The organism is Saccharopolyspora sp. CA-218241 (assembly GCF_050954615.1).
In the GTDB taxonomy this organism is placed as follows: Bacteria; Actinomycetota; Actinomycetes; order Mycobacteriales; family Pseudonocardiaceae; genus Saccharopolyspora; species Saccharopolyspora cebuensis.
On record NZ_CP191860.1, the window covers coordinates 5,344,526 to 5,370,771 of the forward strand.

At 70.1% G+C, this 26,246-nt stretch carries 39 protein-coding genes; 4 read left to right on the forward strand and 35 right to left on the reverse strand.

Going from position 1 to position 26,246, the window contains the following annotated elements; translation table 11 throughout:
* Positions 1-40 precede the first annotated feature (40 nt).
* The 3 genes from ACQP0T_RS25205 to eccB all read right to left on the reverse strand — a co-directional run bounded on the left by ACQP0T_RS25205 (position 41) and on the right by eccB (position 3,373).
* A complete protein-coding gene (locus ACQP0T_RS25205; protein WP_433870286.1) occupies positions 41-1,339 on the reverse strand; it encodes a WXG100 family type VII secretion target in 1,299 nt (432 codons plus the stop codon).
* A 2-nt stretch (positions 1,340-1,341) separates the two neighbouring features.
* On the reverse strand, positions 1,342-1,650 hold the full coding sequence (locus ACQP0T_RS25210) for a hypothetical protein (RefSeq protein WP_433870287.1): 309 nt from the start codon (positions 1,648-1,650) through the stop codon (positions 1,342-1,344).
* 127 nt (positions 1,651-1,777) lie between these two features.
* Positions 1,778-3,373, reverse strand: a complete 1,596-nt coding sequence (eccB, locus tag ACQP0T_RS25215) for a type VII secretion protein EccB (protein ID WP_433870288.1) — start codon at positions 3,371-3,373, stop codon at positions 1,778-1,780.
* Positions 3,374-3,548: 175 nt separating this feature from the next.
* On the opposite strand from eccB, the gene eccE reads away from it, so the two are divergent.
* Together eccE and ACQP0T_RS25225 are read left to right on the forward strand one after the other, a co-directional pair.
* Positions 3,549-4,853: a type VII secretion protein EccE gene (eccE, locus tag ACQP0T_RS25220; RefSeq protein ID WP_433870289.1), complete on the forward strand. Its 1,305-nt coding sequence runs from the start codon at positions 3,549-3,551 to the stop codon at positions 4,851-4,853.
* Positions 4,850-5,581: a hypothetical protein gene (locus ACQP0T_RS25225; RefSeq protein ID WP_345357672.1), complete on the forward strand. Its 732-nt coding sequence runs from the start codon at positions 4,850-4,852 to the stop codon at positions 5,579-5,581. Before eccE ends, ACQP0T_RS25225 begins: the two co-directional genes overlap by 4 nt.
* A gap of 158 nt (positions 5,582-5,739) precedes the next feature.
* Here the strand turns inward: ACQP0T_RS25225 and truA are convergent, their stop codons facing one another.
* The 8 genes from truA to infA all read right to left on the reverse strand — a co-directional run bounded on the left by truA (position 5,740) and on the right by infA (position 10,426).
* Positions 5,740-6,564: a tRNA pseudouridine(38-40) synthase TruA gene (truA, locus tag ACQP0T_RS25230; protein WP_433870290.1), complete on the reverse strand. Its 825-nt coding sequence runs from the start codon at positions 6,562-6,564 to the stop codon at positions 5,740-5,742.
* Positions 6,565-6,632: 68 nt separating this feature from the next.
* Positions 6,633-7,184 (reverse strand): 50S ribosomal protein L17, encoded by a 552-nt coding sequence (gene rplQ / locus ACQP0T_RS25235; protein ID WP_433870291.1) that lies wholly within the window; start codon positions 7,182-7,184, stop codon positions 6,633-6,635.
* A gap of 48 nt (positions 7,185-7,232) precedes the next feature.
* A complete protein-coding gene (locus ACQP0T_RS25240; protein ID WP_345357663.1) occupies positions 7,233-8,309 on the reverse strand; it encodes a DNA-directed RNA polymerase subunit alpha in 1,077 nt (358 codons plus the stop codon).
* Positions 8,310-8,451: 142 nt separating this feature from the next.
* Positions 8,452-9,057 (reverse strand): 30S ribosomal protein S4, encoded by a 606-nt coding sequence (rpsD, locus tag ACQP0T_RS25245; protein WP_345357660.1) that lies wholly within the window; start codon positions 9,055-9,057, stop codon positions 8,452-8,454.
* A gap of 25 nt (positions 9,058-9,082) precedes the next feature.
* Positions 9,083-9,487 carry a 30S ribosomal protein S11 gene (gene rpsK / locus ACQP0T_RS25250; RefSeq protein WP_093414154.1) on the reverse strand — a complete coding sequence of 135 codons (405 nt, stop codon included), beginning with the start codon at positions 9,485-9,487 and terminating at the stop codon, positions 9,083-9,085.
* A 19-nt stretch (positions 9,488-9,506) separates the two neighbouring features.
* A complete protein-coding gene (gene rpsM / locus ACQP0T_RS25255) occupies positions 9,507-9,884 on the reverse strand; it encodes a 30S ribosomal protein S13 (RefSeq protein ID WP_345357655.1) in 378 nt (125 codons plus the stop codon).
* A gap of 151 nt (positions 9,885-10,035) precedes the next feature.
* The gene (gene rpmJ, locus ACQP0T_RS25260; RefSeq protein WP_345357652.1) at positions 10,036-10,149 is read right to left on the reverse strand and encodes a 50S ribosomal protein L36; all 114 of its coding nucleotides are present in this window, start codon (positions 10,147-10,149) and stop codon (positions 10,036-10,038) included.
* A 55-nt stretch (positions 10,150-10,204) separates the two neighbouring features.
* Complete coding sequence (infA, locus tag ACQP0T_RS25265) at positions 10,205-10,426, reverse strand: translation initiation factor IF-1 (protein ID WP_009948665.1); 222 nt, start codon at positions 10,424-10,426, stop codon at positions 10,205-10,207.
* Positions 10,427-10,905: 479 nt separating this feature from the next.
* Between infA and ACQP0T_RS25270 the strand changes: the two genes are divergently transcribed.
* Positions 10,906-11,571, forward strand: coding sequence for a class I SAM-dependent methyltransferase (locus ACQP0T_RS25270; RefSeq protein WP_433870292.1), 666 nt, complete (start codon positions 10,906-10,908; stop codon positions 11,569-11,571).
* Positions 11,568-12,182 (forward strand): class I SAM-dependent methyltransferase, encoded by a 615-nt coding sequence (locus ACQP0T_RS25275; protein ID WP_433870293.1) that lies wholly within the window; start codon positions 11,568-11,570, stop codon positions 12,180-12,182. The genes ACQP0T_RS25270 and ACQP0T_RS25275 overlap by 4 nt, the downstream gene beginning before the upstream one ends.
* Here ACQP0T_RS25275 and map read toward each other — a convergent pair.
* The 24 genes from map to rpsJ form a co-directional block, all read right to left on the reverse strand.
* A complete protein-coding gene (map, locus tag ACQP0T_RS25280) occupies positions 12,166-12,954 on the reverse strand; it encodes a type I methionyl aminopeptidase (RefSeq protein ID WP_433870294.1) in 789 nt (262 codons plus the stop codon). The genes ACQP0T_RS25275 and map overlap by 17 nt on opposite strands.
* A 66-nt stretch (positions 12,955-13,020) precedes the next feature.
* Complete coding sequence (locus tag ACQP0T_RS25285; RefSeq protein WP_345357640.1) at positions 13,021-13,575, reverse strand: adenylate kinase; 555 nt, start codon at positions 13,573-13,575, stop codon at positions 13,021-13,023.
* A 169-nt stretch (positions 13,576-13,744) separates the two neighbouring features.
* Entirely contained in the window at positions 13,745-15,055 is a 1,311-nt protein-coding gene (gene secY, locus ACQP0T_RS25290; RefSeq protein ID WP_433870295.1) for a preprotein translocase subunit SecY, read from the reverse strand.
* 789 nt (positions 15,056-15,844) lie between these two features.
* Positions 15,845-16,294, reverse strand: a complete 450-nt coding sequence (gene rplO, locus ACQP0T_RS25295) for a 50S ribosomal protein L15 (protein ID WP_345357634.1) — start codon at positions 16,292-16,294, stop codon at positions 15,845-15,847.
* Position 16,295: 1 nt separating this feature from the next.
* Positions 16,296-16,478 (reverse strand): 50S ribosomal protein L30, encoded by a 183-nt coding sequence (gene rpmD, locus ACQP0T_RS25300; protein ID WP_345357632.1) that lies wholly within the window; start codon positions 16,476-16,478, stop codon positions 16,296-16,298.
* Between the two features lie 5 nt (positions 16,479-16,483).
* Entirely contained in the window at positions 16,484-17,092 is a 609-nt protein-coding gene (gene rpsE, locus ACQP0T_RS25305) for a 30S ribosomal protein S5 (RefSeq protein ID WP_433870296.1), read from the reverse strand.
* A gap of 32 nt (positions 17,093-17,124) precedes the next feature.
* Positions 17,125-17,526 carry a 50S ribosomal protein L18 gene (gene rplR / locus ACQP0T_RS25310; protein WP_345357626.1) on the reverse strand — a complete coding sequence of 134 codons (402 nt, stop codon included), beginning with the start codon at positions 17,524-17,526 and terminating at the stop codon, positions 17,125-17,127.
* Positions 17,527-17,528: 2 nt separating this feature from the next.
* A complete protein-coding gene (rplF, locus tag ACQP0T_RS25315; protein ID WP_345357623.1) occupies positions 17,529-18,068 on the reverse strand; it encodes a 50S ribosomal protein L6 in 540 nt (179 codons plus the stop codon).
* 17 nt (positions 18,069-18,085) lie between these two features.
* The gene (gene rpsH, locus ACQP0T_RS25320) at positions 18,086-18,484 is read right to left on the reverse strand and encodes a 30S ribosomal protein S8 (protein WP_433870297.1); all 399 of its coding nucleotides are present in this window, start codon (positions 18,482-18,484) and stop codon (positions 18,086-18,088) included.
* Positions 18,485-18,917: 433 nt separating this feature from the next.
* Complete coding sequence (locus tag ACQP0T_RS25325) at positions 18,918-19,103, reverse strand: type Z 30S ribosomal protein S14 (protein WP_345357617.1); 186 nt, start codon at positions 19,101-19,103, stop codon at positions 18,918-18,920.
* Between the two features lie 41 nt (positions 19,104-19,144).
* Positions 19,145-19,708, reverse strand: a complete 564-nt coding sequence (gene rplE / locus ACQP0T_RS25330; protein ID WP_345357614.1) for a 50S ribosomal protein L5 — start codon at positions 19,706-19,708, stop codon at positions 19,145-19,147.
* A 2-nt stretch (positions 19,709-19,710) separates the two neighbouring features.
* Positions 19,711-20,025 (reverse strand): 50S ribosomal protein L24, encoded by a 315-nt coding sequence (gene rplX, locus ACQP0T_RS25335; RefSeq protein ID WP_345357611.1) that lies wholly within the window; start codon positions 20,023-20,025, stop codon positions 19,711-19,713.
* Positions 20,025-20,393: a 50S ribosomal protein L14 gene (gene rplN / locus ACQP0T_RS25340; protein WP_345357608.1), complete on the reverse strand. Its 369-nt coding sequence runs from the start codon at positions 20,391-20,393 to the stop codon at positions 20,025-20,027. Before rplN ends, rplX begins: the two co-directional genes overlap by 1 nt.
* A gap of 196 nt (positions 20,394-20,589) precedes the next feature.
* Positions 20,590-20,865, reverse strand: coding sequence for a 30S ribosomal protein S17 (gene rpsQ, locus ACQP0T_RS25345; RefSeq protein ID WP_345357605.1), 276 nt, complete (start codon positions 20,863-20,865; stop codon positions 20,590-20,592).
* Positions 20,862-21,104 carry a 50S ribosomal protein L29 gene (rpmC, locus tag ACQP0T_RS25350; protein WP_345357602.1) on the reverse strand — a complete coding sequence of 81 codons (243 nt, stop codon included), beginning with the start codon at positions 21,102-21,104 and terminating at the stop codon, positions 20,862-20,864. The genes rpsQ and rpmC overlap by 4 nt, the downstream gene beginning before the upstream one ends.
* Positions 21,104-21,523, reverse strand: coding sequence for a 50S ribosomal protein L16 (gene rplP / locus ACQP0T_RS25355; RefSeq protein ID WP_345357599.1), 420 nt, complete (start codon positions 21,521-21,523; stop codon positions 21,104-21,106). Before rplP ends, rpmC begins: the two co-directional genes overlap by 1 nt.
* Before the next feature lie 3 nt (positions 21,524-21,526).
* Complete coding sequence (gene rpsC, locus ACQP0T_RS25360) at positions 21,527-22,372, reverse strand: 30S ribosomal protein S3 (protein WP_345357596.1); 846 nt, start codon at positions 22,370-22,372, stop codon at positions 21,527-21,529.
* Entirely contained in the window at positions 22,372-22,791 is a 420-nt protein-coding gene (rplV, locus tag ACQP0T_RS25365) for a 50S ribosomal protein L22 (protein ID WP_345357593.1), read from the reverse strand. Before rplV ends, rpsC begins: the two co-directional genes overlap by 1 nt.
* Positions 22,792-22,833: 42 nt before the next feature.
* Positions 22,834-23,115, reverse strand: a complete 282-nt coding sequence (gene rpsS, locus ACQP0T_RS25370; RefSeq protein WP_345357590.1) for a 30S ribosomal protein S19 — start codon at positions 23,113-23,115, stop codon at positions 22,834-22,836.
* An 18-nt stretch (positions 23,116-23,133) separates the two neighbouring features.
* The gene (gene rplB, locus ACQP0T_RS25375; RefSeq protein ID WP_345357587.1) at positions 23,134-23,967 is read right to left on the reverse strand and encodes a 50S ribosomal protein L2; all 834 of its coding nucleotides are present in this window, start codon (positions 23,965-23,967) and stop codon (positions 23,134-23,136) included.
* 33 nt (positions 23,968-24,000) lie between these two features.
* Positions 24,001-24,300, reverse strand: a complete 300-nt coding sequence (gene rplW, locus ACQP0T_RS25380; RefSeq protein WP_345357584.1) for a 50S ribosomal protein L23 — start codon at positions 24,298-24,300, stop codon at positions 24,001-24,003.
* Positions 24,297-24,980: a 50S ribosomal protein L4 gene (rplD, locus tag ACQP0T_RS25385; protein WP_345357581.1), complete on the reverse strand. Its 684-nt coding sequence runs from the start codon at positions 24,978-24,980 to the stop codon at positions 24,297-24,299. Before rplD ends, rplW begins: the two co-directional genes overlap by 4 nt.
* On the reverse strand, positions 24,980-25,630 hold the full coding sequence (gene rplC, locus ACQP0T_RS25390) for a 50S ribosomal protein L3 (RefSeq protein WP_345357578.1): 651 nt from the start codon (positions 25,628-25,630) through the stop codon (positions 24,980-24,982). Before rplC ends, rplD begins: the two co-directional genes overlap by 1 nt.
* Positions 25,631-25,648: 18 nt before the next feature.
* Complete coding sequence (gene rpsJ, locus ACQP0T_RS25395; protein ID WP_009948626.1) at positions 25,649-25,954, reverse strand: 30S ribosomal protein S10; 306 nt, start codon at positions 25,952-25,954, stop codon at positions 25,649-25,651.
* Positions 25,955-26,246 lie beyond the last annotated feature (292 nt).

Consider the following 26,246-nt stretch of genomic DNA (forward strand, 5'->3'; position numbering starts at 1 on the left):
CGGCTATGTCGGGTGAAGGTGCCCCTCATTCGCTTCGCGGTCAGGTGCGCTTGCGGCGGCGGCGCGGAGGCGGGGCATCGTCGATGGACGCCGTGCCGGTGGGTTTCGGGGGTGGGGTGGTCGTGCCCGAGGTGGTGGTGGCGGGGGTGTTCTGCTGGTCGGGGGTGGCGGCACCTGCACCCGGGGGTGCGGTGGGGGTCCGCTGCGCGGTGGTCTCGTCCGCCTCGATGACGGTGGCCGGGCGCTTGCCCTCGCCGAAGACCGCGGGCGCGGCCTCGTCGCCCCGTCCGCCGAACAGCTCGTCCGGGTTCGCCTTGATGCGCGAGGAGTTCTGGCGCTCCTGCGCACCGCCCTGGGCGCCGCCCATCCCGCCCATCATGCCGCCGCCCATCGGCATCATGCCGTAGCCGCCGGTCGTCCCGCCGGAACCGCCCGCACCGCCCGGGGCCGCCGAGGCCGCCGCGGCGGGCGGCGACACGGGTTCGGCGCTGCCGGTGGTTCCGCCCGGTGGGAGGGGTTGCGCCTCCGGTGCGGCGCCCCCACCTAGGGCGCCTCCTCCTACCGCGCCGCCACCTCCTCCTACGGCACCGCCACCGCCGCCGCCCGGGCCGGTGCCGCCGCGGGCGTCCGAGGCGGCGTCGCCCGCGGCGGCCGGGGCCGCCGGAGCCGGGGTGTCGGGTGCTGGGGTGTCCGGTGCTGAGGTGTCCGGGGACGGGGCGCCGGGAGCCGGGGCGGGCGCGGTGAAGTTCCAGTTCTGCTCCGGCATCCGGTCGTCGAACGCGAGCTCGCCGACCGGGCGACCGCCCGCCAGCTCCTCGCAGAACCGCGCGAAGACGGTGAAGACCTCCTCCAGCGCGGTCACCTGTTCGGCCGCGGGCCCCACCAGGTCGGCGAGGTGCTTGCGCGCGCGCTGCGCGCCGTCCGGCGCCAGCAGCGCCGCCGACACCGAGTCGGCCACCTCGGCGACCAGCTCGACGAGGTCCTCCTGGAGCAGCCGCACCGCCTCGGCGGTGTGCTCCAGCGCGTCGGCCAGTCCGCGCATGGTGTCCAGCAGGTCGTTGCCCGCCAGGCCGACCGCCCGCAGGTGCTCCAGGAACGCGTCGGCGTCCGCGCCCTGCCACGCCGAGTCGATGCCGCCGAGGCGGGACTGCACGTCGTCCGAGGTGGTCTCGACCCGGTCGGCGGCGCGCCGCCACACCTCGGCCGCCTCCCGCAGTTCCTCGTGCCTGCCGACGAACTCGGCGGCCCGCCGGTCCACCGGACCGGTCGTGTCCAGTTCCCGGGCGACCCGGGACAGGTAGTCGAGGTGGTCCTGCACTTCCACGCCGGTGCGCGTCATGGTCACCACTCCTGCTTCCTGGCCAGATCGGCGGCGGTGTCGTCGTCGCCGCCGGAGTGGTGCGCGACGACCTCGCCCAGTTCGTCCCCGGCGCTGCTCAGCGCCTCCCCCGCGCGCCGCGTCTGGTCCCGCAGCAGCGCGCACAACCGCTGGTAGGAGCGGGCGGCGTCGCGGCCGAGTTCGCCGAACGCCGCGGGTTCCAGCTCGGCGGGCTCCAGCGCGCTCTCCGCCGAGACGAGCTCCTCCCCCGCCGCGCGCACCTCGCCCGCGTAGCGGTCCAGCCATTCCACGTCGACCCTGATCCCGGACATGCACCCCTCCCTCCCCGGCGGCGCACCGCGCCCGCCGGACGAAACGACGATCCGCCCGCAGCGACGCGGCGCTGCGGGCGGATCGCTCACCCCTCGGACGTCGGCACCAGCCGGTTCGGTTCCGGCATCAGCTCCCGGAGCCACCCCCGGTCTGCTGCTGCTGGTCCTGCTGGGGCTGGTCGCCCGCCGCCCGGTTCACGCCCGGACCGACCGGCACCGAGTCGTAGGTCATGTTCGCCGCGGCCGGGTCGAGGAAGTCGCCCTCCGGCAGGGTCCGCAGCAACCACGCCGGTCCGGCCTCGATGTCCCGTCCGCTGCCGACCACGCCGAGCCCGGTGGCCGTCGCGGCGTCCTTGACCCCGTACTGCACACCGCGGTCGCTGATCAGGAAGATCGGCCCGCTGTCGGCGCCCGCCTCGTTGGAGGCCCCGCGGATGACGGCGGCCTTGCCCGGCGGCATGTAGAAGAAGTCGACCTGCGGGCCGGCCTGGTCGGCCTGGGCCAGCTCCACCGGCGCCTTCGCGGTCGGCGAGCCCTTGCTCAGGGTCACCGTGATGTGGTGGTCGCCGTTGACGTTGTTCCAGCTCAGGCAGGACGTGTCGGACTCCCGGAAGGACACCGGCTCGGGCACCTCGATCGGGAACTGCCCGACCCGGAGCTGGTCGGCGTCCTCGGCCTGCGGCGCGTCGGTGACCGCACCGGTGGCGTTGGGGATGTCCTGGGCGCCGTTCTTGTCCGCGTGCAGCACCGCCGCGGCGCCCTCGCCGATCTCCTGCTTGCCGGAGCTCAGCAGGACGAAGAACTGGTCCGGCTGACCCGGCACGGTGCGGCGCACCACGTCACCGGCCTCGTAGCGACCGCCCATGTAGTCCAGGCTCTGCCCCGTGCCGCCCACCTCGGGCACGGTGAGGTCCGGGGCGTTCGGGATCGCGTTGAGCATGTTGGTGCTGATCGAACGCGGCGTCGCGCCCCGCAGGCCGTAGACGTCGCGCACCGTGTTCTCGTCGGAACCGACCTTGGCCTTCACCGTCTCGGTGTTCGGCCGGCCCGGGTCGTCCACCCGGTAGACCAGGTAGTCCTGGCCGGAGGACTCGTCCCGCACGAACAGGGACTGGCCCGGGGCCAGCTCGGTGCCGTGCTGGTCGTCGCCGCCGATCACCGTGGTGTGGACCTCGGTCGCGCCCTCGATCATCGACTCGTTGAGGTTGCCCCTGACCTGGCCGACGTCGCAGATGGCCCACGACGGCGTGGCCTGGTTCTTGGCGTCCGGCAGGAACGTCGGGGCGTTGACCAGCCCGGTGAGCGAGCCGCGCGGCACCTCGGCCAGCGCGGTCTCCTTGACGACGGTCGGCTGCGCCGGACCGCCGCCCGCGCCGCCGCCCTGCGCCATCACCAGCAGCCGGGCCGAAGCCATGTTCATCATGGGGATCAGCCGCTTGTCGGCGGCTTCGTCGGAGGTGACGACGAAGACGCTGCCGCTCTCCTTGGCGATGACGATCGAGCCCGGGTCGGGAACGGTTCCCTTGCCGCTGAACAGGCCCCACACCAGGAAGCCGATCATCCCGATGCCCGCGAGGATGACACCGGTGACGGTCGCGCGCTTGTGGGAGCCCATGGGATCGTGGAGCATCACCGCGTCTTTGCGCACCAGCGCCGATTCCATCCGGCGCAGCACGAAGCGATATGCCTGGACCTGTGATTTGGTCGTGGGTGTTGATGCCATTCTTCGCCTACAGCTCTCCCGTCCGAGGTACGGTTTCGCAGGATAGCCGCAGAGACATGCCGAATGGGTGCGGTTCGACCTAGTCCATCAGTATTGTCGTCACGCGGTTGCTCCGAGGCCCGCTACTCCGCGCGCCGTGTGCCGCACCTACCTGCGAGGGGGAGAGACCGAACGGATGTCCGTCACCGCACAACATCCGGCCCAGCCGAAAGCTCCCGCGTCCGCCAACCCGCCCCGCGCCCGGATCCGCGCACGGCGGCGGCGCCTCAACGGCGTGACGCTCGGCGGCATTCCAGCGGCCAACATCGTGCTCATCGAGGTGGGCCTGGCCATCGGCCTGGTCCTCGTGCTGATCAACCCGATGCTGTGGCCGGCGAGCGCGGGCGTCGCGCTGGTCGCGCTGATCATCGCGCTGCTGCGCCGCCGCGGCCGCTGGTTCACCCAGTGGTTCGGCCTGGTGCTGGAATACCGCGGCCGCAGCCACACCCGGGTGTCCGACCCGGCCAACGTCGACCTGTCCGAGCCCGCCGAGGACAAGGACGGCGACGGGATCATCGGGCCGGACGAGAACCACCGGATCGCGCTGCTGCGGCTGGTCGTCGAAGACCTGGTGATCGCGCGCACCCAGGACCACGACCGCAACCCGGTCGGACTCGCCTGGCACAACGGCAAGTGGACCGCGGTCCTCATGGTCGAGCCGACGCCGTCGCTGCTCAACACCGTGGGTTCGGCGCAGAACCTGCCGCTGGGCGTGCTCGCGCCGTGCCTGGAGGACCGCGGGGTGGTGCTCGACGCCATCCAGGTCATCTGGCACTGCTACCCGGGCAGCGCCGCGCTGCCGTCGAACTCGCCGGCGCTGAACTCCTACCTGGAGGTGCTCGGCCCGCTCGCCGCCGCCGCGCGGCGCACCACCTGGGTCGCGGTCCGCCTCGACCCGCAGCTGTGCGCCAAGGCGATCGGCGAGCGCGGCGGCGGGATCGTCGGCGCGCACCGGGCGCTGATCGGCGCCCTGTCCCGGGTCCGCAGCGCCCTGGAGCGGCAGAACATCCCGACCCGGCCGCTCGGCCCGGACGAGCTGCTGCAGGCCGGGATCTCCTCGGCCGAGCTGCACGGCGTGCTCGGTTCGCAGCGCCCGGTCGGGCTCAAGGAGCGCTGGAGCGGCGTCACCGCGGGCGGTGTCGGCCACTCCAGCTACGCCATCACCGGCTGGCCGAACCAGATGAGCCACAGCCTCAACGCGCTCAGCGGCATCCGCGCGCTGTCCACCAGCATCGCGATGTCCATCTCGCCGGTCGGCGAGGAGAACGAGGTGGGCCTGCGCGGTCTCGTCCGGGTCAGCGCCCGGACCCCCGCCGAGCTCGACAAGGCCGACGAGCGGCTGCAGGCGATCAGCAACCGGCTCGGCCTGACCCTGACCCCGCTGCGCGGCTCGCAACTGGCGGGCTACGCCGCGACGGTGCCGCTGGGAGGTGCGGCATGAGCCGGAGCAGGACCATCGACGTTCCCGGGGCCCAGGGCGCCGCCCCGGAATTCCTGGTGACGCCCGAGACCCTGGACGCGGTCAGCCCGCCCGGCGACCGCGGCGGCATGGTGATCGGATCCGACGCGGCGGGCAACGCGCTCGCCGCCTCGGTGCTGCGCCCGCAGCCCACCAGGATGGTCGGCGTCGGCGGGCTCTACCTGGCCCGGCTGCTGGCGCTGCGCGCGATGGCCACCGGTGCCTGGGTGCTCATCGCCACCGGTCGCCCGGCCGCCTGGAAGATGCTGGAGCGCGCCGCCGGGCAGACGCCCGACGGCAAGCCGGTGCCGCTGGTGCAGGTCCGCCGCCTCGAACCGTTCGCGCTGCCCCGGTCCTCCGAGGACACCCCGCTGCTGGTGATCCACGACGGCGGCGCCGTGCCCCAGGAGCTGTTCCCGCCGCGCGCCCCGTGGCAGACCACGCTCTACGTGCTGCCCTACCTGCACCCGCAGGTGAGCAGCGGCGCGGCGGCCAACACCGCGGATCTGGTGCTGCTGCAACGGCTCCCGCTGAACCAGGCGCAGCTCGCCCAGCGGATCTGGACGCTGCACCCGCAGCAGGCGCACCAGCTCACCCAGCTCAAGGACGACCAGGCCATCGCGCTGGGCAACATGCTCTGGTCGCAGATCCGGCTGGTCACCCAGGACAAGGAGCAGGAGATCCTCGGCCCGGTCCGCCGCGGCGACTGATCCCGGCGCACCACCGCGCGAACCCCGCCCTCCCCCCGGGAAGGGCGGGGTTCGCGCATTTCCCCACCGGTTTCACCCGTTCGGGACGTGAGTGAGGGGCACCCTTGCCCCAGCTACTTGGGCGAGGGTGTCCCTCACTCAGTTCACGTTCGGGTGGTTCAGAGGGTGCGGACGGCTCTGGTGCGTTCGGCCCGGGCGGCGAGCTCGGTCGGGTCCGGGTAGTCGACGCCGACCAGGGTGAGGCCGTGGGCGGGGGCGACGGCGCTGGTCCGGTCGGTGCCGCCGAGCAGTTCGGCGGGCCAGCCGGTGCCGCGCCTGCCGTCGCCGACCATGAGCAGCGAGCCCACCAGGCTGCGCACCATCGAATGGCAGAACGCGTCCGCGCTGACCCGCGCGACGATCAGGTGCCGGTCCACCCGCTCCCACTCGAAGCGCTGCAACTCGCGCACCGTGGTCGCGCCCTCGCGGGCCTTGCAATACGCGGCGAAGTCGTGCAGCCCCAGCAGGTCCGCCGCCGCAGCGTTGAGCGCGGCGACGTCCACCGGGCGGTTCCAGGCCAGGGTGTCGGTCCGGCGCAGCGGATCGACACCCCACGGCGCGTCCGAGACCTGGTAGCGGTAGTGCCGCCGCAGCGCGGAGAACCGGGCGTCGAAGCCCTCCGGGGCCACCGCCGCGCCGAGCACCCGGACGTCGCCGGGCAGGATGCGGTTCCACCGGTGGCGCATCCGGTCCAGGTCCGGGATGCCGCCCTCGTCCACCGGGAGCCCCCGGCGGCCGTCCTGCGGTCCGAGCGGGACCACGTCGACGTGCACGACCTGGCCCTCGGCGTGGACCCCGGCGTCGGTCCGCCCGGCCACCACGACCGAGCGGGGGACCTCCGCGCCCGGCGGCTGCTTGGCCAGGGTGTCCTCCAGCAGGCCCTGCACCGTGCGCAGGCCCGGTTGCCGCGCCCAACCCGAGAAGCCGGTCCCGTCGTAGGCCACTTCGAGGCGAAGACGGACGAGCCCGCCGTCCCCGGTGGGGGCGGCGGGCTCGTCAGCGCGAGCTGGAGTCAGGACTCGTCCTTCTTCTCCGCAGCGGTGTCCTCGGCCTTGGCCTCGGTGTCGGCCGGGGCCTGGGCCTCGGTGGACTCCGCGGACTCGGTCGACTCGGCGGCCTCGGTGGTCTCCGCGGCCGGCTCCTCGGCCTTCGGCTCGTCCTTCGCGAAGGTGGTGCCCCGAGCGGCCTCCGCCTCAGCGGTGGCGGTCTTCTCGGTCACCAGCGCGATGACGGCCATCTTCGCGTTGTCGCCCCTGCGCGGCATCGTCTTGATGATGCGGGTGTAACCGCCGTTGCGGTCCGCGAAGAACGGCCCGATCTCGGCGAACAGCTTGTGCACGACGTCCTTGTCGCGGATGGTCTTCATGACCTCGCGACGGTTGTGCAGGTCGCCCTTCTTCGCCTTGGTGATCAGCCGCTCGGCCAGCGGGCGCAGCCGCTTGGCCTTGGCCTCGGTGGTGGTGATCCGGCCGTGCTCGAACAGCGCGGTGGCCAGGTTGGCCAGCATCAGCCGCTCGTGCGCGGACGACCCGCCGAGGCGCGGTCCCTTGGTCGGGGTGGGCATCGGTAGCTCCTCTCAGGGCGCGCCGGTACCCCGGACGCGCAACACAGCCTAAAGCTGCTCTGTCTCCGCGTAGTCCTGACCGTCGTCGAAGCCGTTGTCGTCGAGCGGACCCACCGAGCCGACGGTGGGCTCGGCGGCCCAACCCTCGGACGGGTACTCCGCCGCGGCGGCGGACGGGTCGAACCCGGGCGGGCTGTCCTTGAGCGCCAGGCTCAGACCGGCCAGCTTCATCTTGACCTCGTCGATGGACTTCGCACCGAAGTTGCGGATGTCCAGCAGGTCGGCCTCGCTGCGCGAGACCAGCTCGCCGACGGTGTGGATGCCCTCGCGCTTGAGGCAGTTGTACGAGCGCACCGTCAGGTCGAGGTCCTCGATCGGCATCGCGTAGGCCGCGATGGTGTCGGCCTCGGCGGGCGACGGGCCGATCTCGATGCCCTCGGCGTCGATGTTGAGCTCGCGGGCGAGCCCGAACAGCTCGACGAGGGTCCGACCGGCCGAGGCCACCGCGTCGCGGGCGGTGATCGACGGCTTGGTCTCGACGTCGAGGATCAGCTTGTCGAAGTCCGTGCGCTGCTCGACCCGGGTGGCCTCGACCTTGTAGGTCACCTTCAGCACCGGCGAGTAGATCGAGTCGACCGGGATGCGGCCGATCTCGGCGCCGGTCTGCTTGTTCTGCATCGCCGGGACGTAACCGCGACCGCGCTCGACGACGAGCTCGATCTCCAGCTTGCCCTTCGCGTTCAGCGTGGCGATGTGCAGATCGGGGTTGTGCACCGTGACGCCCGCGGGCGGCACGATGTCGGCGGCGGTGACCTCGCCCGGACCCTGCTTGCGCAGGTACATCGTGACCGGCTCGTCCTCCTCGGAGCTGACGACCAGCTCCTTGAGGTTCAGGATGACGTCGGTGACGTCCTCCTTCACGCCCGGGATGGTGGTGAACTCGTGCAGCACACCGTCGATGCGCAGGCTGGTGACCGCCGCGCCCGGGATGGACGAGAGCAGCGTCCGGCGCAGCGAGTTCCCGAGGGTGTAGCCGAAGCCCGGCTCCAGCGGCTCGATGACGAACCGGGACCGGGTGTCCGACACGACCTCTTCGGCCAGTGTGGGTCGCTGGGAGATGAGCACTTCGGTTTCCTTTCCTCACGGCGCCCGCCATATGACGCCGATGGAATGGCGTGCCCGTTCCGATGTGGAACGAGCCCGGTGGCGGCGTCCGGAGCCACCACCGCCGACCGCCGGCGGTCGCACGACCGCCGGCGGCGCAGCATCACTTCGAGTAGAGCTCGACGATGAGCTGCTCGGTGACCGGGGTGTCGATCTGCGCGCGCTCCGGGCGCTGGTGCACCAGGATCCGCAGGTTCGACGGCACGACCTGCAGCCAGGCCGGGACCGGCCGCTCGCCGAGGGTCTCCTTGGCGATCAGGAACGGAGTGGTGCCCAGCGACTTCGGCTTGACGTCGATGATGTCCCACTTCGAGACCTGGAAGCTCGGGACGTCGACCCGCTTGCCGTTGACCACGAAGTGGCCGTGGCTGACGAGCTGGCGCGCCATCCGCCGGGTGCGGGCCAGGCCCGACCGGTAGACGACGTTGTCCAGGCGGGACTCCAGGAGCTGCAGCAGGTTCTCACCCGTCTTGCCGGGAAGCCGGTTGGCCTCCTCGTAGTACGAGCGGAACTGCCGCTCCAGCACGCCGTAGGTGTAGCGCGCCTTCTGCTTCTCCTGGAGCTGCAGCAGGTATTCGGTTTCCTTGATGCGAGCGCGACCGTGCTGCCCCGGCGGGTACGGACGGCGCTCGAACGCCTGGTCGCCCCCGATGAGGTCGACCTTCAGACGACGGGACTTGCGGGTCGCGGGACCGGTGTAACGAGCCATTGGTGTCTACTCTCCTTCCCGCGGCTCAGACCCGACGCCGCTTCGGCGGGCGGCACCCGTTGTGCGGCTGCGGGGTCACGTCCTGGATGGTGCCGACCTCGAGGCCGGCGGCCTGCAGCGAGCGGATCGCCGTCTCGCGGCCCGAGCCCGGGCCCTTGACGAAGACGTCGACCTTCTTCATGCCGTGCTCGGCGGCCTTGCGGGCCGCGTTCTCGGCGGCCATCTGCGCGGCGAACGGGGTGGACTTCCGGGAGCCCTTGAACCCGACGTGGCCGGCGGAGGCCCAGGAGATCACCGCACCCGTGGGATCGGTGATCGACACGATCGTGTTGTTGAACGTGCTCTTGATGTGGGCCTGCCCATGAGCAACGTTCTTCTTTTCCTTGCGCCTGACCTTCTTGACGGCCCCGGCGCGAGCCTTCGGTGGCATAGCTCAGCTCCTCGCGAGGTTACTTCTTGGCCTTCTTCTTGCCGGCGACCGTCTTCTTCGGTCCCTTGCGGGTGCGGGCGTTGGTCTTGGTCCGCTGCCCGTGCACCGGGAGGTGGCGGCGGTGCCGCACGCCCTGGTAGCACCCGATCTCGATCTTCCGGCGGATGTCGGCCTGGACCTCGCGGCGGAGGTCGCCCTCGACCCGGTAGCTGGCCTCGATGTAGTCGCGCAGCGCGGTGAGCTGTTCGTCGTCGAGCTCCTTCGGACGGACGTCGGGCGAGATGCCCGTGCCCGCCAGGATCTCCTTGGCCCGCGTGCGGCCGACCCCGTAGATGTAGGTGAGCGCGATCTCCATGCGCTTCTCGCGCGGGAGATCGACGCCGACAACCCTTGCCATCAGGCAGGTTCTCCTTCTGTCGTCCAGGTTTGCTCCCCCACCACCTGCCGCGGGAGCGGCAGCCCCGGCCTGGCTCCGGGGGTCAACGGACCCACGTGCGGGTCCGCAGGTCTGGGGAGTTCTTCCACTGCGGTGGCGACGAGTGCCGCGATCAACCCTGGCGCTGCTTGTGGCGCTTGTTGTCGCAGATCACCAGGACCCGCCCATGACGGCGGATGACCTGGCACTTGTCGCAGATTCGCTTCACACTCGGCTGGACCTTCACGGTCGTGCTCTCCTGCTCGGACGCGTGTCCGGGCTCGACCCGGACACCGTGGAGGTCACTTGTAGCGGTAGACGATGCGCCCACGGGAGAGGTCGTACGGCGAGAGCTCCACGACGACCCGGTCCTCGGGCAGGATGCGGATGTAGTGCTGACGCATCTTGCCACTGATGTGTGCGAGGACCTTGTGGCCGTTCTCCAACTCGACGCGGAACATCGCGTTGGGGAGCGGCTCGATCACGCGACCCTCGACCTCAATGGCCCCGTCCTTCTTGCCCATGTCCTCCGCGTTTCGTGACGGTGACGGTTTTCGGACTTGGAGTCCCGCTGCGCGCACCGGAAGGCCCGGCGGGAGCAGCGGACGCACGCCGCTACGGTCCGGACGAACGAGTTTGCCCCGGTACCGGACTCGGATGAGCCGCCACGAGGTGCACAGGCACGACGAACCGGCGCGACGAATGCGCCGAGGCTCCATCGTACGCGCCGCGTGAACCGGCTTCCACATCGGGGCAGCTCATGGCGGCAACACCGCCGGGTGAGGCCCCCGGCACGGCGGTTGCGACGCCGCTCGCCGCCTCACTAGGTTCCAGGCAACGCCCTGGTACCGGCAGCACCGCTACCAGCGGTCGGAGGTGAGCCACGGCACCCGGTCCCTCGGCAGCCACCGCCCGCCACACGTGTCACAGTCATCCCGGCGCAGCCGGAGATCGTCACCCGGCAGGGCCAGGCGCGCCGGACACACCGACTCCGAGGAGCATCGTGACAGCCCACCAGGACCACCGCGATTCGCGGCTCGGCCGGACCGTGCGGGACGCGGTCGGCAAGTTCGACGAGTACCGCACCTTCCTGACCAGCGCGGTGCACAACCCCCGGATGATGGGCGCCGCCACCCCGACGTCCCCGGCGGTCGCCGCGGTGGTCTCCCAGGTGGTCCCCACCACGGGTGAACCGGTGGTCGTCGAGCTCGGCCCCGGCACCGGCTCGCTCAGCGACGGCATCCACCGCAGGCTGCCCCCGGGCGCCCGGCACCTCGGCGTCGAACTCGGCGCCGAGCTCGCCACCCACCTGCGCCGGAACAAACCCTGGCTGGAGGTCGTCAACGGCGACGCGGGCGAGCTCACCGCGCTGCTGGCCGACCGGGGCGTCGAGCGGGTGGACGCCGTCATCAGCAGCATCCCGTGGTCGCTGATCGACGACGCCGGGCAGCGCCGCATCCTCGACCAGGCCGTCGAGGTCCTGGTGCCGCACGGGGCGTTCACCGCGCTGACCTACCTGCCCGCCAGCCGCAGCGCGGGCGGCAAGCGGTTCCGGGAGCTGCTGGGCGGTACCTTCGACGAGGTGCTGACCAGCGTCACCTGGCTCAACGCACCACCGATCCTGCACTACATCTGCCGGCGCCCGCTGCGCCCCCAGGAGAAACCGTGAGCATCGCCGCGAAGCTGCGGGAGTACCGGACGTTCGCCACCCGCGCGCTGCGCGAACCCGCCACCTTCGGCGCCGTCCTGCCCACCTCCCGCTACGTCGCCGAGGCCGTCGCCGAGGTCGTCCCGTCCACCGGGACGCCCACGGTCCTCGAACTCGGCCCCGGCACCGGGCCGCTCAGCGACGCGCTGCGGTCCCGCATCCCGGACGGCTCCCGGCACCTCGCCGTCGAGATCGACCGCGGGATGGTCGACTACCTGCGCCGCGCCAAGCCCTGGCTGGAGGTCGTCGAAGGCGATGCCGCGCACCTGCGCACCCTGCTCGACGAGGCCGGGGTGCGCAGCGCCGATGCGGTGATCAGCAGCCTCCCGTGGACCCTGCTGCCGCCCGGGGAGCAGCGCGCCCTGCTCGACGAGATCGCGCGGGTGCTCGACCCGAACGGCGTGTTCACCACCGTCACGTACCTCACGACGCTCTGGCGCGACCGGACCCGCGAGTTCGTCGGCGCGCTCGACGAGGTGTTCGACGAGGTGCTGCCGCGCAGCGCGGTGTGGCGCAACGTCCCGCCGGCGCGCGTCTACGCGTGCCGGCGGCCGCTCACTCCGGCGCGGTGAGCACCCACGGGCCGTCCTCGGTGATGGCCACCGTGTGCTCCCAGTGCGACGCCCGGGAGCCGTCGGCGGTGACCACGGTCCACTCGTCGTCGAGCTCCTCGGTGTCGGCCGTCCCGCCGGTGAGCATCGGCTCGACGGCCAGCGCCATGCCGACCCGCAGCTTCGGGCCCTTGCCCGGCTTGCCCAGGTTCGGCAGGAACGGCTCCATGTGCATCTGGGTGCCGATGCCGTGCCCGCCGTACTCGGCGATGATCCCGTAGGCCACGCCGTCGCGGTCCGCCGCGGCCCGCGCCGCCGACTCCACGGCGTGCGAGATGTCGGTCAGCTTGTTGCCCGCCCGCACCTGCTCGACGCCCGCCCACATGGCGGCCTCGGTGGCCGCCGAGAGCGCCTGGTCGGCCGCGCTGATCGCGCCGATCGGCAGGGTCACCGCGGAGTCGCCGTGCCAGCCCTCCAGGATCGCGCCGCAGTCCACCGACAGCAGATCGCCCTCGGCCAGCACCTCGGTGCGCGACGGGATGCCGTGCACGACCTTCTCGTTCACCGAGGCGCAGATCGACGCCGGGAACCCGTGGTAGCCCTTGAACGACGGCACCGCGCCCGCGTCCCGGATCACCTGGTCGGCGACCTCGTCGAGCTCACCGGTGCTCACCCCGGGCGCGGCGTGCGCCCGCACCGCGCCGAGCGCGCGCGCCACGACCAGGCCCGCCGCCCGCATCGCCTGGATCTCACCGGCCGACTTGAGCTCGATGCCCTTGCCTCGACGCAACACTGCCGCCCCTCCGCAGGTGGGTTCGATGGGACGTCGAGGCGGTGCGCACCCGCCCCGACGTCGGGTTCAGCTCCGGGCGCCGAGCGCGTCCAGCGCCCGCGCGGTGATCTCCTCGACGGAGCCGACGGCGTCGATGGTGATGACCTTCTCGCCGTAGTGCTGGAGCAGCGGCTCGGTCTCCGAGCGGTACACCGCCAGCCTGCGCCGGATGACGTCCTCGGTGTCGTCCGAACGGCCGCGGGCCAGCATCCGCCGGACCAGCTCCTCCTCCGGCACGTCGAAGCTGAGCACGGCGCCCAGCTCGGTGCCGTTCTCGGCCAGGATGTCGGCGAGGACGTCGGCCTGCGCCGTGTTGCGCGGGTAGCCGTCCAGCAGGAAGCCCTGCTGGGCGTCGGACTCCGCCAGCCGCTCGCGGACCATCTCGTTGGTCACCTCGTCGGGGACGAGCTCACCGGCGTCCATGAAGCTCTGCGCCTTCTGGCCCAGCGGCGTCGAGTTGCCGATGTTCGCGCGGAACAGATCTCCGGTGGAGATGTGCGGTACCGCGAGCTGTTCGCTCAGCACGGCCGCCTGGGTGCCCTTGCCCGCTCCGGGCGGGCCGACGAGAACCAATCGCACCAACGGTCTGCCTCCGAATCATCCGTTCGCACGCCGCCTTGCCGACGAGCGCACCGCGTACCGCCCCACCTCCCCGGGGACCGGCACGTGTTCCCACGATACGCATGGCACACCGGATCCCGACGGGCGAGGCCCTCGGCGACCCGCGCCCCGGAGGGGACGCGCTGGTCAACTACCGAAGGAAACCTTCGTACTTCCGCTGGGTCAACTGGCTCTCGATCTGCTTCACGGTGTCGAGACCGACGTTGACCATGATCAGCACGGCCGTACCGCCGAACGGGAAGTTCTGGTTCTGCCCGCTGCCGGTGAGGCCGAGGAAGAAGTTCGGGAGGATCGCGATGATGCCCAGGTACAGCGACCCGGGCAGGGTGATGCGGGAGAGCACGAAGCTGAGGTACTCGGCGGTCGGCCGCCCCGGGCGGATGCCCGGGATGAACCCGCCGAACTTCTTCATGTCGTCCGCCCGCTCCTCCGGGTTGAACGTGATCGACACGTAGAAGTAGGCGAAGAAGATGATCAACGCCATGTAGAGCAGGATGTGCACCCAGCTCGACGGATCGACGATGTGGTTCTGGATGAACCGGCTCCACCAGCTGTCGGCGTTGCCCGTGAGCTGGCCGAGGAGCTGCGGCAGGTACAGCAGCGAGGAACCGAAGATGACCGGGATCACACCCGCCTGGTTCACCTTCAGCGGCAGGTAGGTGGAGGTGCCGCCGTACATCCGGCGCCCGATCATCCGCTTGGCGTACTGCACCGGGATCCGGCGCTGGGCCTGCTCGATGAACACCACGGTGGCGATGATCGCCACGGCGAAGGCGCAGACCACGGTGAAGACGATCGGGCCGTGGGAGTTCAGGATCGCGCCGCCCTCGGCCGGGATGCGGGCCGCGATGGACACGAAGATCAGCAGCGACATGCCGTTGCCGACACCGCGCTCGGTGATCAGCTCGCCCATCCACATCAGCAGCGCCGCACCGGCGGTCATCGTGACGACGATGACGATGAGGTTCAGGATCGAGTCGTCCGGGATGACCTCGACCGTGCAGCCCTGGAAGAGCTGCCCGCGCACCGCCAGCGCCACGATGCCGGTCGCCTGCAGCACCGCGAGCGCGATGGTCAGGTACCGGGTGTACTGGGTGAGCTTGGTCTGGCCGGACTGGCCTTCCTTCTTGAGCTGCTCGAACCTGGGGATGACCACCTGGAGCAACTGGATGATGATGCTCGCGGTGATGTAGGGCATGATCCCCAGCGACAGCACCGAGAGCTGGAGCAGCGCACCACCGCTGAACAGGTTCAGCAGCGAGTAGACGCTCTGCGAATCGCCGCCCTCGATCTGCTGGATGCACTGCTGGATGTTCGGGTACGAGACCCCGGGGGACGGAATCGTCGCCCCGACCCGGTACAGCACGACCATGCCCAGGGTGAACAGGATCTTGCGCCGCAGGTCCGGCGTCGTCAGAGCCGAGCGGAAGGCGCCGAGCACGCGAACCTCCTGTACGCGAGCCGGTGGGAACCGGCCGGGACGGTGGCCGGCTGGCAGGCCGGCGCGGCGGTAAAAGCATCGCAGCACCGCCGGTTGGCAGGTGCCGCCGGGGCGACTCTAGCAGGCGCCGACACGTGCACAATCAGCGACCGAAGGATCACCGACGAGAACCACGGTCAGTGCACGCCCGACCCTCCGCCGCAACCACCGCGCGCCCGAAACCCCCACCGGCGCAACCGAACCCGGCAACCGGACGACTCCCGCACGACCCCACCGGCGGACCGCACCCGCCCGACGACCCCGGCACCGCCCACCCCGCACCGGACTCCCGCCCGGCCTCCGGCCGACCGCGCCCCGGATTCCGGCCGAACCCGCCAGGGGCCTCACCCGTTGGTGACGTGAGTGAGGGGCACCCTTGTCCCAGTTAGGGATCGTTTCGGAATGCGGCGGAGCCGCATGCGGTGCGGCCGTCAGCTCGCACCGCCGCGGGTTCTCAGCGGTCTTCTTGCGAGGACAGCGCCGACGCCGTGTACGTCGTGGGTACAGCAGGAGGCGATCGGCGCAGCGAGGGGACCGCTGAGGTTCCGCCACCCGCACCGCCACGCAGATCATTTTGAAAGCGGTCCTTACTCGGGCAAGGGTGCCCCTCACTCACTCCACGTCCGGGTGTGGGCGGTCCCGGGGGTCGCGCGGTCCCGGGGGTGCTGGTGGTGCGGGTGGCTGGTCCTCGGGAGAAAGAAAAAGAGCCGACCGGTCCTGGGTGGACCGGCCGGCTCCTCTCGTGCTGTCTCAGCGTTCCAGCTTGGTGGCCGAACCGCCGGCGGCGTTGATCTTCTCCTGGGCGCTGCCGGTGAACGCGTGGGCGCTCACCTCCAGCTTGATGCCCTCGAGGTCCCCGTCGCCGAGGATCTTCACCAGCTCGTTGCGCTTCACCAGGCCGGCGCCGACCAGCTCGTCCATGCCGACGGTGCCGCCCTGCGGGAAGGCCTTCGCCAGCTTGCCGACGTTGACGCCCTGGTACTCGACGCGGAACCGGTTCTTGAAGCCCCGCAGCTTCGGCAGCCGCATCTGGATGGGCATCTGCCCACCCTCGAAGCGCGGCGACACGTTCTTGCGGGCCTTGGTTCCCTTGGTACCGCGACCGGCGGTCTTGCCCTTGGACGCCTCACCGCGACCGACGCGGATCTTGTCGCGCTTGGCGCCAGGGGCCGGCCGCAGGTCGTGAATCTTGATGACCATGTCAGTCGACCTCCTCGACCGTCACCAGGTGGCGAACGGTGTTGACCAGGCCGCGGACCTCCGGGGCGTCCGGACGCACGACGGTCTGGCGGATCTTGTGGAGCCCGAGCGTGCGCATGCTGTCCCGCTGGTTCTGCTTGGTGCCGACCAGACCGCGGACCTGCGTGATCTTCAGCTGTGCCATCGCGATCAGGCCCCCTGACCCGCGCGGGCGCGCAGCACGAACGCCGGGGCGACGTCCTCCAGGGGCAGACCGCGGCGGGCCGCGACCTCCTCCGGACGCTGGAGCTGCTTCAGCGCGTCCACCGTGGCGTGCACGATGTTGATCGGGTTGTCGCTGCCCAGCGACTTGCTCAGCACGTCGTGGACACCGGCGCACTCCAGCACCGCGCGCACCGGACCACCGGCGATGACACCGGTACCGGCGCTGGCCGGACGCAGGAGCACGACGCCCGCGGCGTCCTCGCCCTGGACCGGGTGGGTGATCGTGCCGCCGAGGCGCGGGACGCGGAAGAAGTTCTTCTTAGCCTCCTCGACGCCCTTGGCGATGGCCGCGGGAACTTCCTTGGCCTTGCCGTAGCCGACACCGACCATGCCGTCGCCGTCACCGACGACGACCAGCGCGGTGAAGCTGAAGCGCCGACCGCCCTTGACGACCTTGGCGACGCGGTTGATGGTCACCACGCGTTCGAACTGCGGGGTCTTCTCTTGGGCCGCCCCGCCACGGCCACCGTCGCGGCGGTCCCGGCGGTCCTTGCCGCCGGACTCCCCGCCCTCACGCCGAGTGCGTCCAGGCATCAGGCGTCCCTTTCGTTGTTCTTGCGCACTTGTCAGAACTCCAGACCGCCGTCACGGGCGGCGTCGGCCAGTGCGGCGACCCGTCCGTGGTAGGCGTTACCGCCGCGGTCGAACACGACCTTGTCGATACCGGCGTTCTTGGCCCGGGCGGCGACCAGCTCGCCCACCTTGGTGGCCTTGGCCTTCTTGTCGCCTTCGAAGGCCCGGACGTCGGTCTCCAGGCTGGTGGCCGAGGCGAGCGTGTGGCCCCGGGTGTCGTCGATGACCTGCGCGACGATGTGCCGCGTGGACCGGGTGACGACGAGACGGGGGCGCTCCGCCGTGCCGCTGATCTTCTTGCGAATCCGCGTGTGCCGCTTGGCGCGGGAGATCCGACGCACGGTCGAGACGTCCTTGCCCACCGGCTTGCGCTTGGTAGCTGTGCTCTCGCTCATGGTCACTTACCCGTCTTTCCGACCTTGCGGCGGATGTTCTCACCCGCGTACCGGACACCCTTGCCCTTGTACGGGTCCGGACGGCGCAGCTTGCGGATCCGCGCCGCGATCTCGCCGACAAGCTGCTTGTCGATGCCGCTGACCGAGAGCTTGGTCGGCCCGTCGGTCGCGAACTGGATGCCTTCCGGGGGCTCGACCACGATCGGGTGGCTGTAGCCGAGGGCGAACTCGAGGTTCGCGCCCTTGAGCTGTACGCGGTAACCGACGCCGTGGATCTCCAGGTCCTTGCGGTAGCCCTGGCTCACGCCGATCACCATGTTGTTGACCAGCGTGCGGGACAGCCCGTGCAGCGAGCGGTTCACCCGCTCGTCATCCGGCCGCTTGACCAGCACCGAGCCGTCCTCGTCGTGCTCGACGACGATCGGCTCCGCGATGTTCTGCTCCAGCGAGCCCTTGGGGCCCTTTACCGTCACCTGCTGACCGGCGATCGTCACCTCGACGCCGGAGGGGACGGTGATCGGCAACTTTCCGATGCGCGACATGCGCCGTTCCTCCTCCCTCACCACACGTAGGCGAGAACTTCCCCGCCCACGCCGTTCTTCATGGCCTGCCGGTCGGTCATCAGACCGCCGGACGTCGAGATGATCGCCACGCCCAGACCACCGAGCACCTTCGGCAGGTTGGTCGACTTGGCGTAGACCCGCAGACCGGGCTTGGACACCCGGCGCAGGCCCGCGATGCTCCGCTCGCGGTTCGGGCCGAACTTCAACTCGACGACGAGGTTGTTGCCCTTCTCGGCCTCCTCGATGCGGGAACCGGACACGTAGCCCTCCCGCTTGAGGATCTCGGCGATGTTCGCCTTCAGCTTCGAGTGCGGCATCACGACCTCGTCGTGGAACGCCGAATTGGCGTTGCGCAGACGCGTCAGCATGTCTGCGATGGGATCGGTCATCGTCATGACCAACTCACCTTTCTCGTCTGGTTCCGACGGGTCCGGACCGCGTACCACCCGGCGCACCGGCTGGCCGTCTGGACCCTGGCCTGGACGAAGTCGGGGTCTGGGGAGCGCCCGCCGCGAACGGCGGACCTCGTCATGGGGCGTGCAAGTACGGCGTTCGCCGCGGAGCGGGCATCAGCCCTGGTTGAAGTCCTCTCAGAAAGCGGCGGAGCCGCCTGCGGTGCGGCACGCAACCGGCACCGCCGCGGGTTCTCAGTCGTCGCCTCGTGAGGAAGCCCTGACGCTGTGTACGTGGTGGTACATGAGGAAGGGCTCCCGGAGCGAGGCGGCGACTGAGGTTCCGCCACCCGCACCGCTCCGCACGCAGTTCTGAAAGCACTCCTAACGCCTGATGAGGGTACCGGTTACCGGCAGTCCCCCATCAGGCGGGCGTTCACCAGGAGGACTTGCTCACGCCGGGCAGCTCGCCCGCGTGCGCCATGTCGCGGAAGCACACCCGGCACAGGCCGAACTTGCGGTACACCGCACGCGGACGCCCGCACTTCTGGCAGCGGGTGTACCCGCGCACCTTGAACTTGGGCTTGCGAGCGGCCTTGATGATCAGCGCCTTCTTGGCCATCGGCTCAGTTCTCCTCGTTTCGACCCTCGACGCCGGCCACGTCAGTTCTCCTTGAACGGGAAGCCCAGCTTGCGCAGCAGCGCCCGGCCTTCCTCGTCGCTGGTGGCCGTAGTCACGACGGTGATGTCCATACCGCGGGGACGGTCGATGCTGTCGGGGTCGATCTCGTGGAACATCGACTGCTCGTTCAGCCCGAACGTGTAGTTGCCGTTGCCGTCGAACTGCTTCGGCGACAGGCCCCGGAAGTCGCGGATGCGCGGCAGGGCGATCGTGACCAGGCGGTCGACGAACTCCCACATCCGGTCGCCGCGCAGGGTCACCCGCGCGCCGATCGGCATCCCCTCGCGGAGCTTGAACTGGGCGATGGACTTGCGAGCCCGCCGGATCTCCGGCCGCTGGCCGGTGATGATGGTCAGGTCGCGAACCGCGCCCTCGATCAGCTTGCTGTCCCGGGCGGCGTCGCCGACGCCCATGTTCACCACGACCTTGACCACGCCGGGCACCAGCATCGGGTTGCTGTAGCCGAACTGGTCGGTCATCTCCTGGCGGATCTCGTCGCGGTAGCGGGTCTTGAGCCGCGGGACGATCTTCTCAGCGGTGGTCATGATCAGATGTCCTTACCGTTACGACGAGAAACGCGAACCTTCTTGCCATCCTCACCGATGCGGTAGCCGACCCGCGTGGGCTTGCCGTCCGCGTCCAGCACCATCACGTTGCTGACGTGGATCGGAGCTTCCTGCGTGACGATCCCACCGGACTGGGCACCGCGCTCGGTCCGGGACACCTTGGTGTGCTTCTTGATCCGGTTGACGCCCTCGACGAGGACCCGCTGCTCCTTCGGGAAGGCCTGGATGACCTTGCCCTTGGCGCCCTTGTCCTTGCCGGAGATGACGACGACCGAGTCGCCCTTCTTGATCTTCATCACAACACCTCCGGCGCGAGCGAGATGATCTTCATGAACTTCTTGTCGCGCAGCTCGCGGGCCACGGGCCCGAAGATGCGGGTGCCCCGCGGCTCACCGTTCGGCTTCACCAGGACGGCGGCGTTCTCGTCGAACCGGATGTACGAACCGTCCGGACGACGGCGTTCCTTCTTCTGCCGGACGATGACGGCCTTGACCACATCGCCCTTCTTGACTCCGGCACCGGGCATGGCTTCCTTCACGGTCGCCACGATGATGTCCCCGAGTCCCGCGTACCGCCGACCCGAGCCGCCGAGAACCCGAATGGTGAGGATCTCCTTGGCGCCGGTGTTGTCGGCGATGCGAAGTCGCGACTCCTGCTGGATCACGTCTGACTCCCTGACCCTAAGTACCCGGACCTCTCCGCCCGGGCACACTCTGGCGCGCCAAATTTCCGACCTGACGCGCGCGGTCACACCAGGTGCGCGGACCAGCCGGGCGGGGACTGCTCCCCACCGGCCGGCGAATGCCCGCGCACCGGAACCGGGCCCGCACGAACCAGCCGCGCGGACCCGAGTCCCCGTCCTACTTGGCCTTCTCCACGACCTCGACGAGCCGCCAGCGCTTGCTGGCCGACAGCGGCCGGGTCTCCATCAGCAGGACCCGGTCGCCGATGCCGGCGGTGTTGGCCTCGTCGTGCGCCTTGACCTTGGTGGTCTGACGCATGACCTTGCCGTAGAGGGCGTGCTTCTTGCGGTCTTCGAGGGTGACCACGATGGTCTTGTCCATCTTGTCGGAGACGACGTACCCCTCGCGGACCTTGCGGCGGTTGCGGTCCACGCCCTGTCCTTTCTCGCTCATGCCGCGCCCTCCTCGGCGCCTTCGGTCGTAACCGTCAGGCCCAGTTCGCGTTCACGCATGATGGTGTAGATCCGGGCGATGTCCTTGCGGACCACGCGCAGCCGCCGGTTGTTCTGGAGCTGCCCGGTGGCCATCTGGAAGCGGAGGTTGAACAGCTCCTCCTTGGCTTCCTTGACGCGATCGACGAGCTCCTCGTCGGTCAATTCCCGGAGCTCCGCCGCGGTGACACCCGCTGCCATCAGAAGTCACCACCCTCGCGGGACACGATCTTGCACTTCATCGGGAGCTTGTGGGACGCGCGGGTCAGCGCCTCGATCGCGGTCTTCCTGTTCGGGAAGGTCAACTCGAACATGACGCGACCGGGCTTGACGTTGGCGACCCAGGACTCCGGCGAACCCTTACCGGAACCCTGACGGGTTTCGGCCGGCTTCTTGGTCAGCGGGCGGTCCGGGAAGATGTTGATCCAGACCTTGCCGCCGCGCTTGACGTGCCGGGTGATGGCGATACGGGCCGACTCGATCTGGCGGTTGGTCACGTAGCCGTGCTCAACGGCCTGGATCCCGTACTCGCCGAAGTTGATCCGAGTGCCGCCCTTGGCCATGCCCGAGCGCTTCGGCGCGTGGCTCTTGCGCCACTTCACCCTGCGTGGGACGAGCACGTGTCAGCCCTCCGTCTTCTCTTCGGACTGCGGCTCAGCGACGGCCGGAGCGTTGGCGGCGGCCACATCACCTGCGGTCTGCGCCTGCTCCGGGGACTGGGCCGAGCCCTTGCCGCGGTCCCCTCCGGCCCGGCGGCGACCGCCGCGCTCCGGACGACCACCACCGCGCTCACCACCGCGCGGGGGACGGACCTCGGACTCCTGCTGCTTCTGCTTCAGGCCGCCGACCAGCTCGCCCTTGTAGATCCACACCTTGACGCCGATGCGCCCGAAGGTGGTGCGGGACTCGAAGAAGCCGTAGTCGATGTCCGCGCGCAGCGTGTGCAGCGGGACGCGACCCTCGCGGTAGAACTCGGTGCGCGACATCTCCGCACCGCCGAGGCGACCCGAGCACTGCACCCGGATGCCCTTGACCTGCGACGAACGCATGGCCGACTGGATGGCCTTGCGCATCGCGCGCCGGAAGGACACGCGGTTGGACAGCTGCTCCGCCACGCCCTGCGCGACGAGCTGGGCGTCCGCCTCGGGGTTCTTGACCTCGAGGATGTTGAGCTGGACCTGCTTGCCGGTCAGCTTCTCCAGGGCACCGCGGATGCGGTCCGCCTCGGCGCCGCGGCGGCCGATGACGATGCCCGGCCGAGCGGTGTGGATGTCCACCCGCACCCGCTCACGGGTGCGCTCGATCTCCACCTTGGCGATCCCGGCGCGCTCCATGCCGCGGGAGAGCTGACGGCGGATCTTGACGTCCTCCGCCACGTATTCCGAGTACTGCTTGTCGGCGTACCAGCGAGACTTCCAGTCCGTGGTGATGCCGAGTCGGAAGCCGTGCGGGTTGATCTTCTGACCCACTACCGGGCACTCCCCTTCTGGCTCTTTCGGGACTTGCTGGCCGCCTGCGGCCGCGACTCCACCTCGACGGTGATGTGGCTGGTCCGCTTGCGGATGCGGTAGGCACGGCCCTGGGCGCGCGGCCGGAACCGCTTCAGGGTCGGACCCTCGTCCACGTAGGCGTGGGCGACGAACAACGTCTCCGGGTCGAGGGAGAGGTTGTTCTCGGCGTTGGCCATCGCGCTGGCGAGCACCTTCGACACCGGACCGCTGGCGGTCTGCGGCGCGAACTGGAGCACGGCCAGGGCGTCGGCGGCACTGCGGCCCTTGATGAGCTCGACCACGCGCCGCGCCTTCATCGGCGACACGCGGACGAACCGGGCCCGCGCCACTGCGCGCGGGTTCTCCTCCGCGGCAGCGTCGTCGGAACGGGCTGTCATCCTGCTACCCCTTGCTCTTACTCGTTCGTGTCACAGACCCGCTCAGCGGCGCCGCGACTTCCGGTCATCCTTGACGTGTCCCTTGAAGGTCCGCGTCGGGGCGAACTCGCCGAGCTTGTGCCCGACCATCGACTCCGAGACGAACACCGGGATGTGCTTCCGGCCGTCGTGCACCGCGAGGGTGTGCCCGATCATGTCCGGGATGATCGTCGACCGGCGCGACCAGGTCTTGATCACCGTCTTCTTGCCCGACTCGTTGAGCGCGTCCACCTTCTTGAGCAGGTGGTCGTCCACGAACGGGCCCTTCTTCAGGCTGCGTGGCATGCGTTCTTACCTCCCTGCTCAGCGCTTCTTGCCGGTCCGGCGACGGCGGACGATGAGCTTGTCGCTTTCCTTGCGGAGGCGGGTGCGGCCTTCGGGCCTGCCCTTGGGGTTGACCGGGTGGCGACCACCGGAGGTCTTGCCCTCACCACCACCGTGCGGGTGGTCGACCGGGTTCATGACGACACCGCGGACGGTCGGGCGCTTGCCCTTCCACCGCATCCGGCCGGCCTTGCCCCAGTTGATGTTGGCGTGCTCCGAGTTGCCGACCTCGCCGACCGTGGCGCGGCACCGGGCGTCCACGTTGCGGATCTCGCCCGAAGGCATCCGCAGCTGGGCGTACGGGCCGTCCTTGGCCACGAGCTGCACCCGGGCGCCCGCCGAGCGCGCGATCTTGGCGCCGCCGCCGGGGCGGAGCTCGATCGCGTGCACCACGGTGCCGGTCGGGATGTTGCGCAGCGGCAGGTTGTTGCCCGCCTTGATGTCCGCGCGCACCCCGCTCTCCAGGATGGCGCCCTGCTTCACACCGTTCGGGGCGATGATGTAGCGCTTCTCGCCGTCCCGGTAGTGCAGCAGCGCGATCCGCGCACTGCGGTTGGGGTCGTACTCGATGTGCGCGACCTTGGCCGGCACACCGTCCTTGTCGTTGCGGCGGAAGTCGATCACGCGGTACATCCGCTTGTGACCGCCACCCTTGTGCCGCGTCGTGATCTTGCCCTGCGCGTTGCGCCCCGCGCGGTTGGGGCGCGGGCGCAGCAACGACTTCTCCGGCTCCGACCGGGTGATCTCGGCGAAGTCGGACACGCTGGAGCCGCGACGGCCCGGCGTCGTCGGCTTGTACTTGCGAATGCCCATCTCTAACGCAACCTCGTCCTCATCAGCTTCCGGTCAGGAGGCCGTTCCGCCGAAGATCTCGATCGGCTTGCTCTCCGGCGACAGGGTGACGATCGCCCGCTTGGTGTCCTTGCGCTTGCCGTATCCCGTGCGGGACCGCTTGCGCTTGCCGGGGCGGTTGATCGTGTTGACGTTGGTGACCTTGACGTCGAAGATCTTCTCGACAGCGATCTTGATCTCGGTCTTGTTCGAGCCGGGGCGGACCAGGAAGGTGTACTGGCCCTCCTCGAGGAGCCCGTAGCTCTTCTCGGAGATCACCGGCGCGAGGATGATGTCCCGCGGGTCGGCGCTCACTGCTCTGCCTCCTCTGCCGAAGACGCGGCGGCCTTGACCGAACGGCCCTTCGCCGGGCCCGCCACGAACCGCTCGTAGGCGGCCTTGCTGAACACCACGTCGTCGTTGACCAGCACGTCGTAGGTGTTGAGCTGGCTCGGGTCGATCAGGTGCACGTGCTGCAGGTTCCGCAGGCTCAACCAGGAGTTCTCCTCCTCGTAGCGGTCGAGCACGACCAGCACCCGCTTGGCCTCGGTCCAGGTGCGCAGCGCCGTCTTGGCCTGCTTGGTGGACGGCTGCTCCGCGCCGACCACGTGGGTGACGACGTGCAGCTGGCCCGCGCGCACCCGGTCGGACAGCGCACCGCGCAGCGCGGCGAGCTTCATCTTCTTCGGGGTCCGCTGCGTGTAGTCGCGCGGCTGCGGCCCGTGCACGGTGCCACCACCGGCGAACTGCGGGGCCCGGATCGAGCCCTGCCGGGCGTTGCCGGTGCCCTTCTGCCGGTACGGCTTCTTGCCGCCGCCGGAGACCTGACCGCGGGTCTTGGTCGCGTGCGTGCCCTGGCGCGCGGCGGCGAGCTGGGCCACCACGACCTGGTGCAGCAGGGCCACGTTGGCCTTCGCGTCGAAGATCTCGGCGGGCAGCTCGACCGTGCCGTCGGTCTTGCCGTCCGGGGTACGGACGTCGAGCGTCAAGCTCATCACGCACCACCCTTCGCGGGACTCTTCACCAGCACCAGTCCGCCCTTGGGACCCGGAATGGCGCCCTTGATCAGCAGCAGGCCGGTCTCGCCCTCCACCTTGTGAACCTTGAGGTTCTGGGTGGTGACGCGGGCCGAACCCATCCGGCCGGCCATCCGCATGCCCTTGAACACCCGGCCCGGGGTGGCGCAGCCGCCGATGGAACCCGGCTTGCGGTGCACGGCCTGCGTACCGTGGCTCTCGCCCTGGCGGCTGAAGCCGTGCCGCTTGATGGTGCCCGCGAAGCCCTTGCCCTTGCTGGTGCCGACCACGTCGACCACCGCGCCGGCCTCGAACAGCTCGGCGGTGATCTCCTGGCCTGCCTCGTACTCACCGGCGTCGGTGGTGCGCAGCTCGACCAGGTGGCGGCGCGGGGTGACGCCGGCCTTGGTGAAGTGGCCGCCCTTGGGCTTGTTCACCTTGCGCGGGTCGATGGCGCCGAACGCGAGCTGCACGGCCGCGTAGCCGTCCTTCTCCGGGGTGCGGATCTGGGTGACCACGTTCGGCCCGGCCTGCACGACGGTCACCGGCACGACCCGGTTGTTGTCGTCGAAGACCTGGGTCATGCCGAGCTTGGTGCCCAGAATCCCCTTGATCTGCCTGTCAGACATGAGTCTCGATCTCTCCGCCTACTGGATGTTCACGTCGACGCTGGCCGGCAGGTCGATGCGCATCAGCGCGTCCACCGTCTTCGGCGTCGGCTCGAGGATGTCGATGAGGCGCTTGTGCGTCCGCATCTCGAAGTGCTCCCGCGAGTCCTTGTACTTGTGCGGGGAGCGGATGACGCAGTAGACGTTCTTCTCCGTGGGCAGCGGCACCGGCCCGACGACCCGAGCGCCGGTGCGCGTCACGGTCTCGACGATCTTGCGCGCAGACGCGTCGATCGCCTCGTGGTCGTAGGCCTTGAGCCGGATGCGGATCTTCTGTCCCGCCATGGTGGCTTGCCGTTCCTCTAGTCTCGTGCCGCGGTTTCGTTGTGGGAGCGGGCTCGCACGTCCTCGCCGGACGGCATGCCCACGCGGCCTCAGCCGTGTGGCCGCTCTCAGCGCCGGAAACCCGGCCGGAGAGCACCACAGCCCTCGTCCGCCCCTGTTCAGGTATCTGGTGCCCGGTACCCGCGGTCGGGCGTGTCGCCCTGCTACCGCGCACCGGTCCCGGCGAACGTCGCCGCCGAGATGGGCCGAGGCCCGTACACCTTCTTGTGCCACCCCGTTCGGCGCACCACCG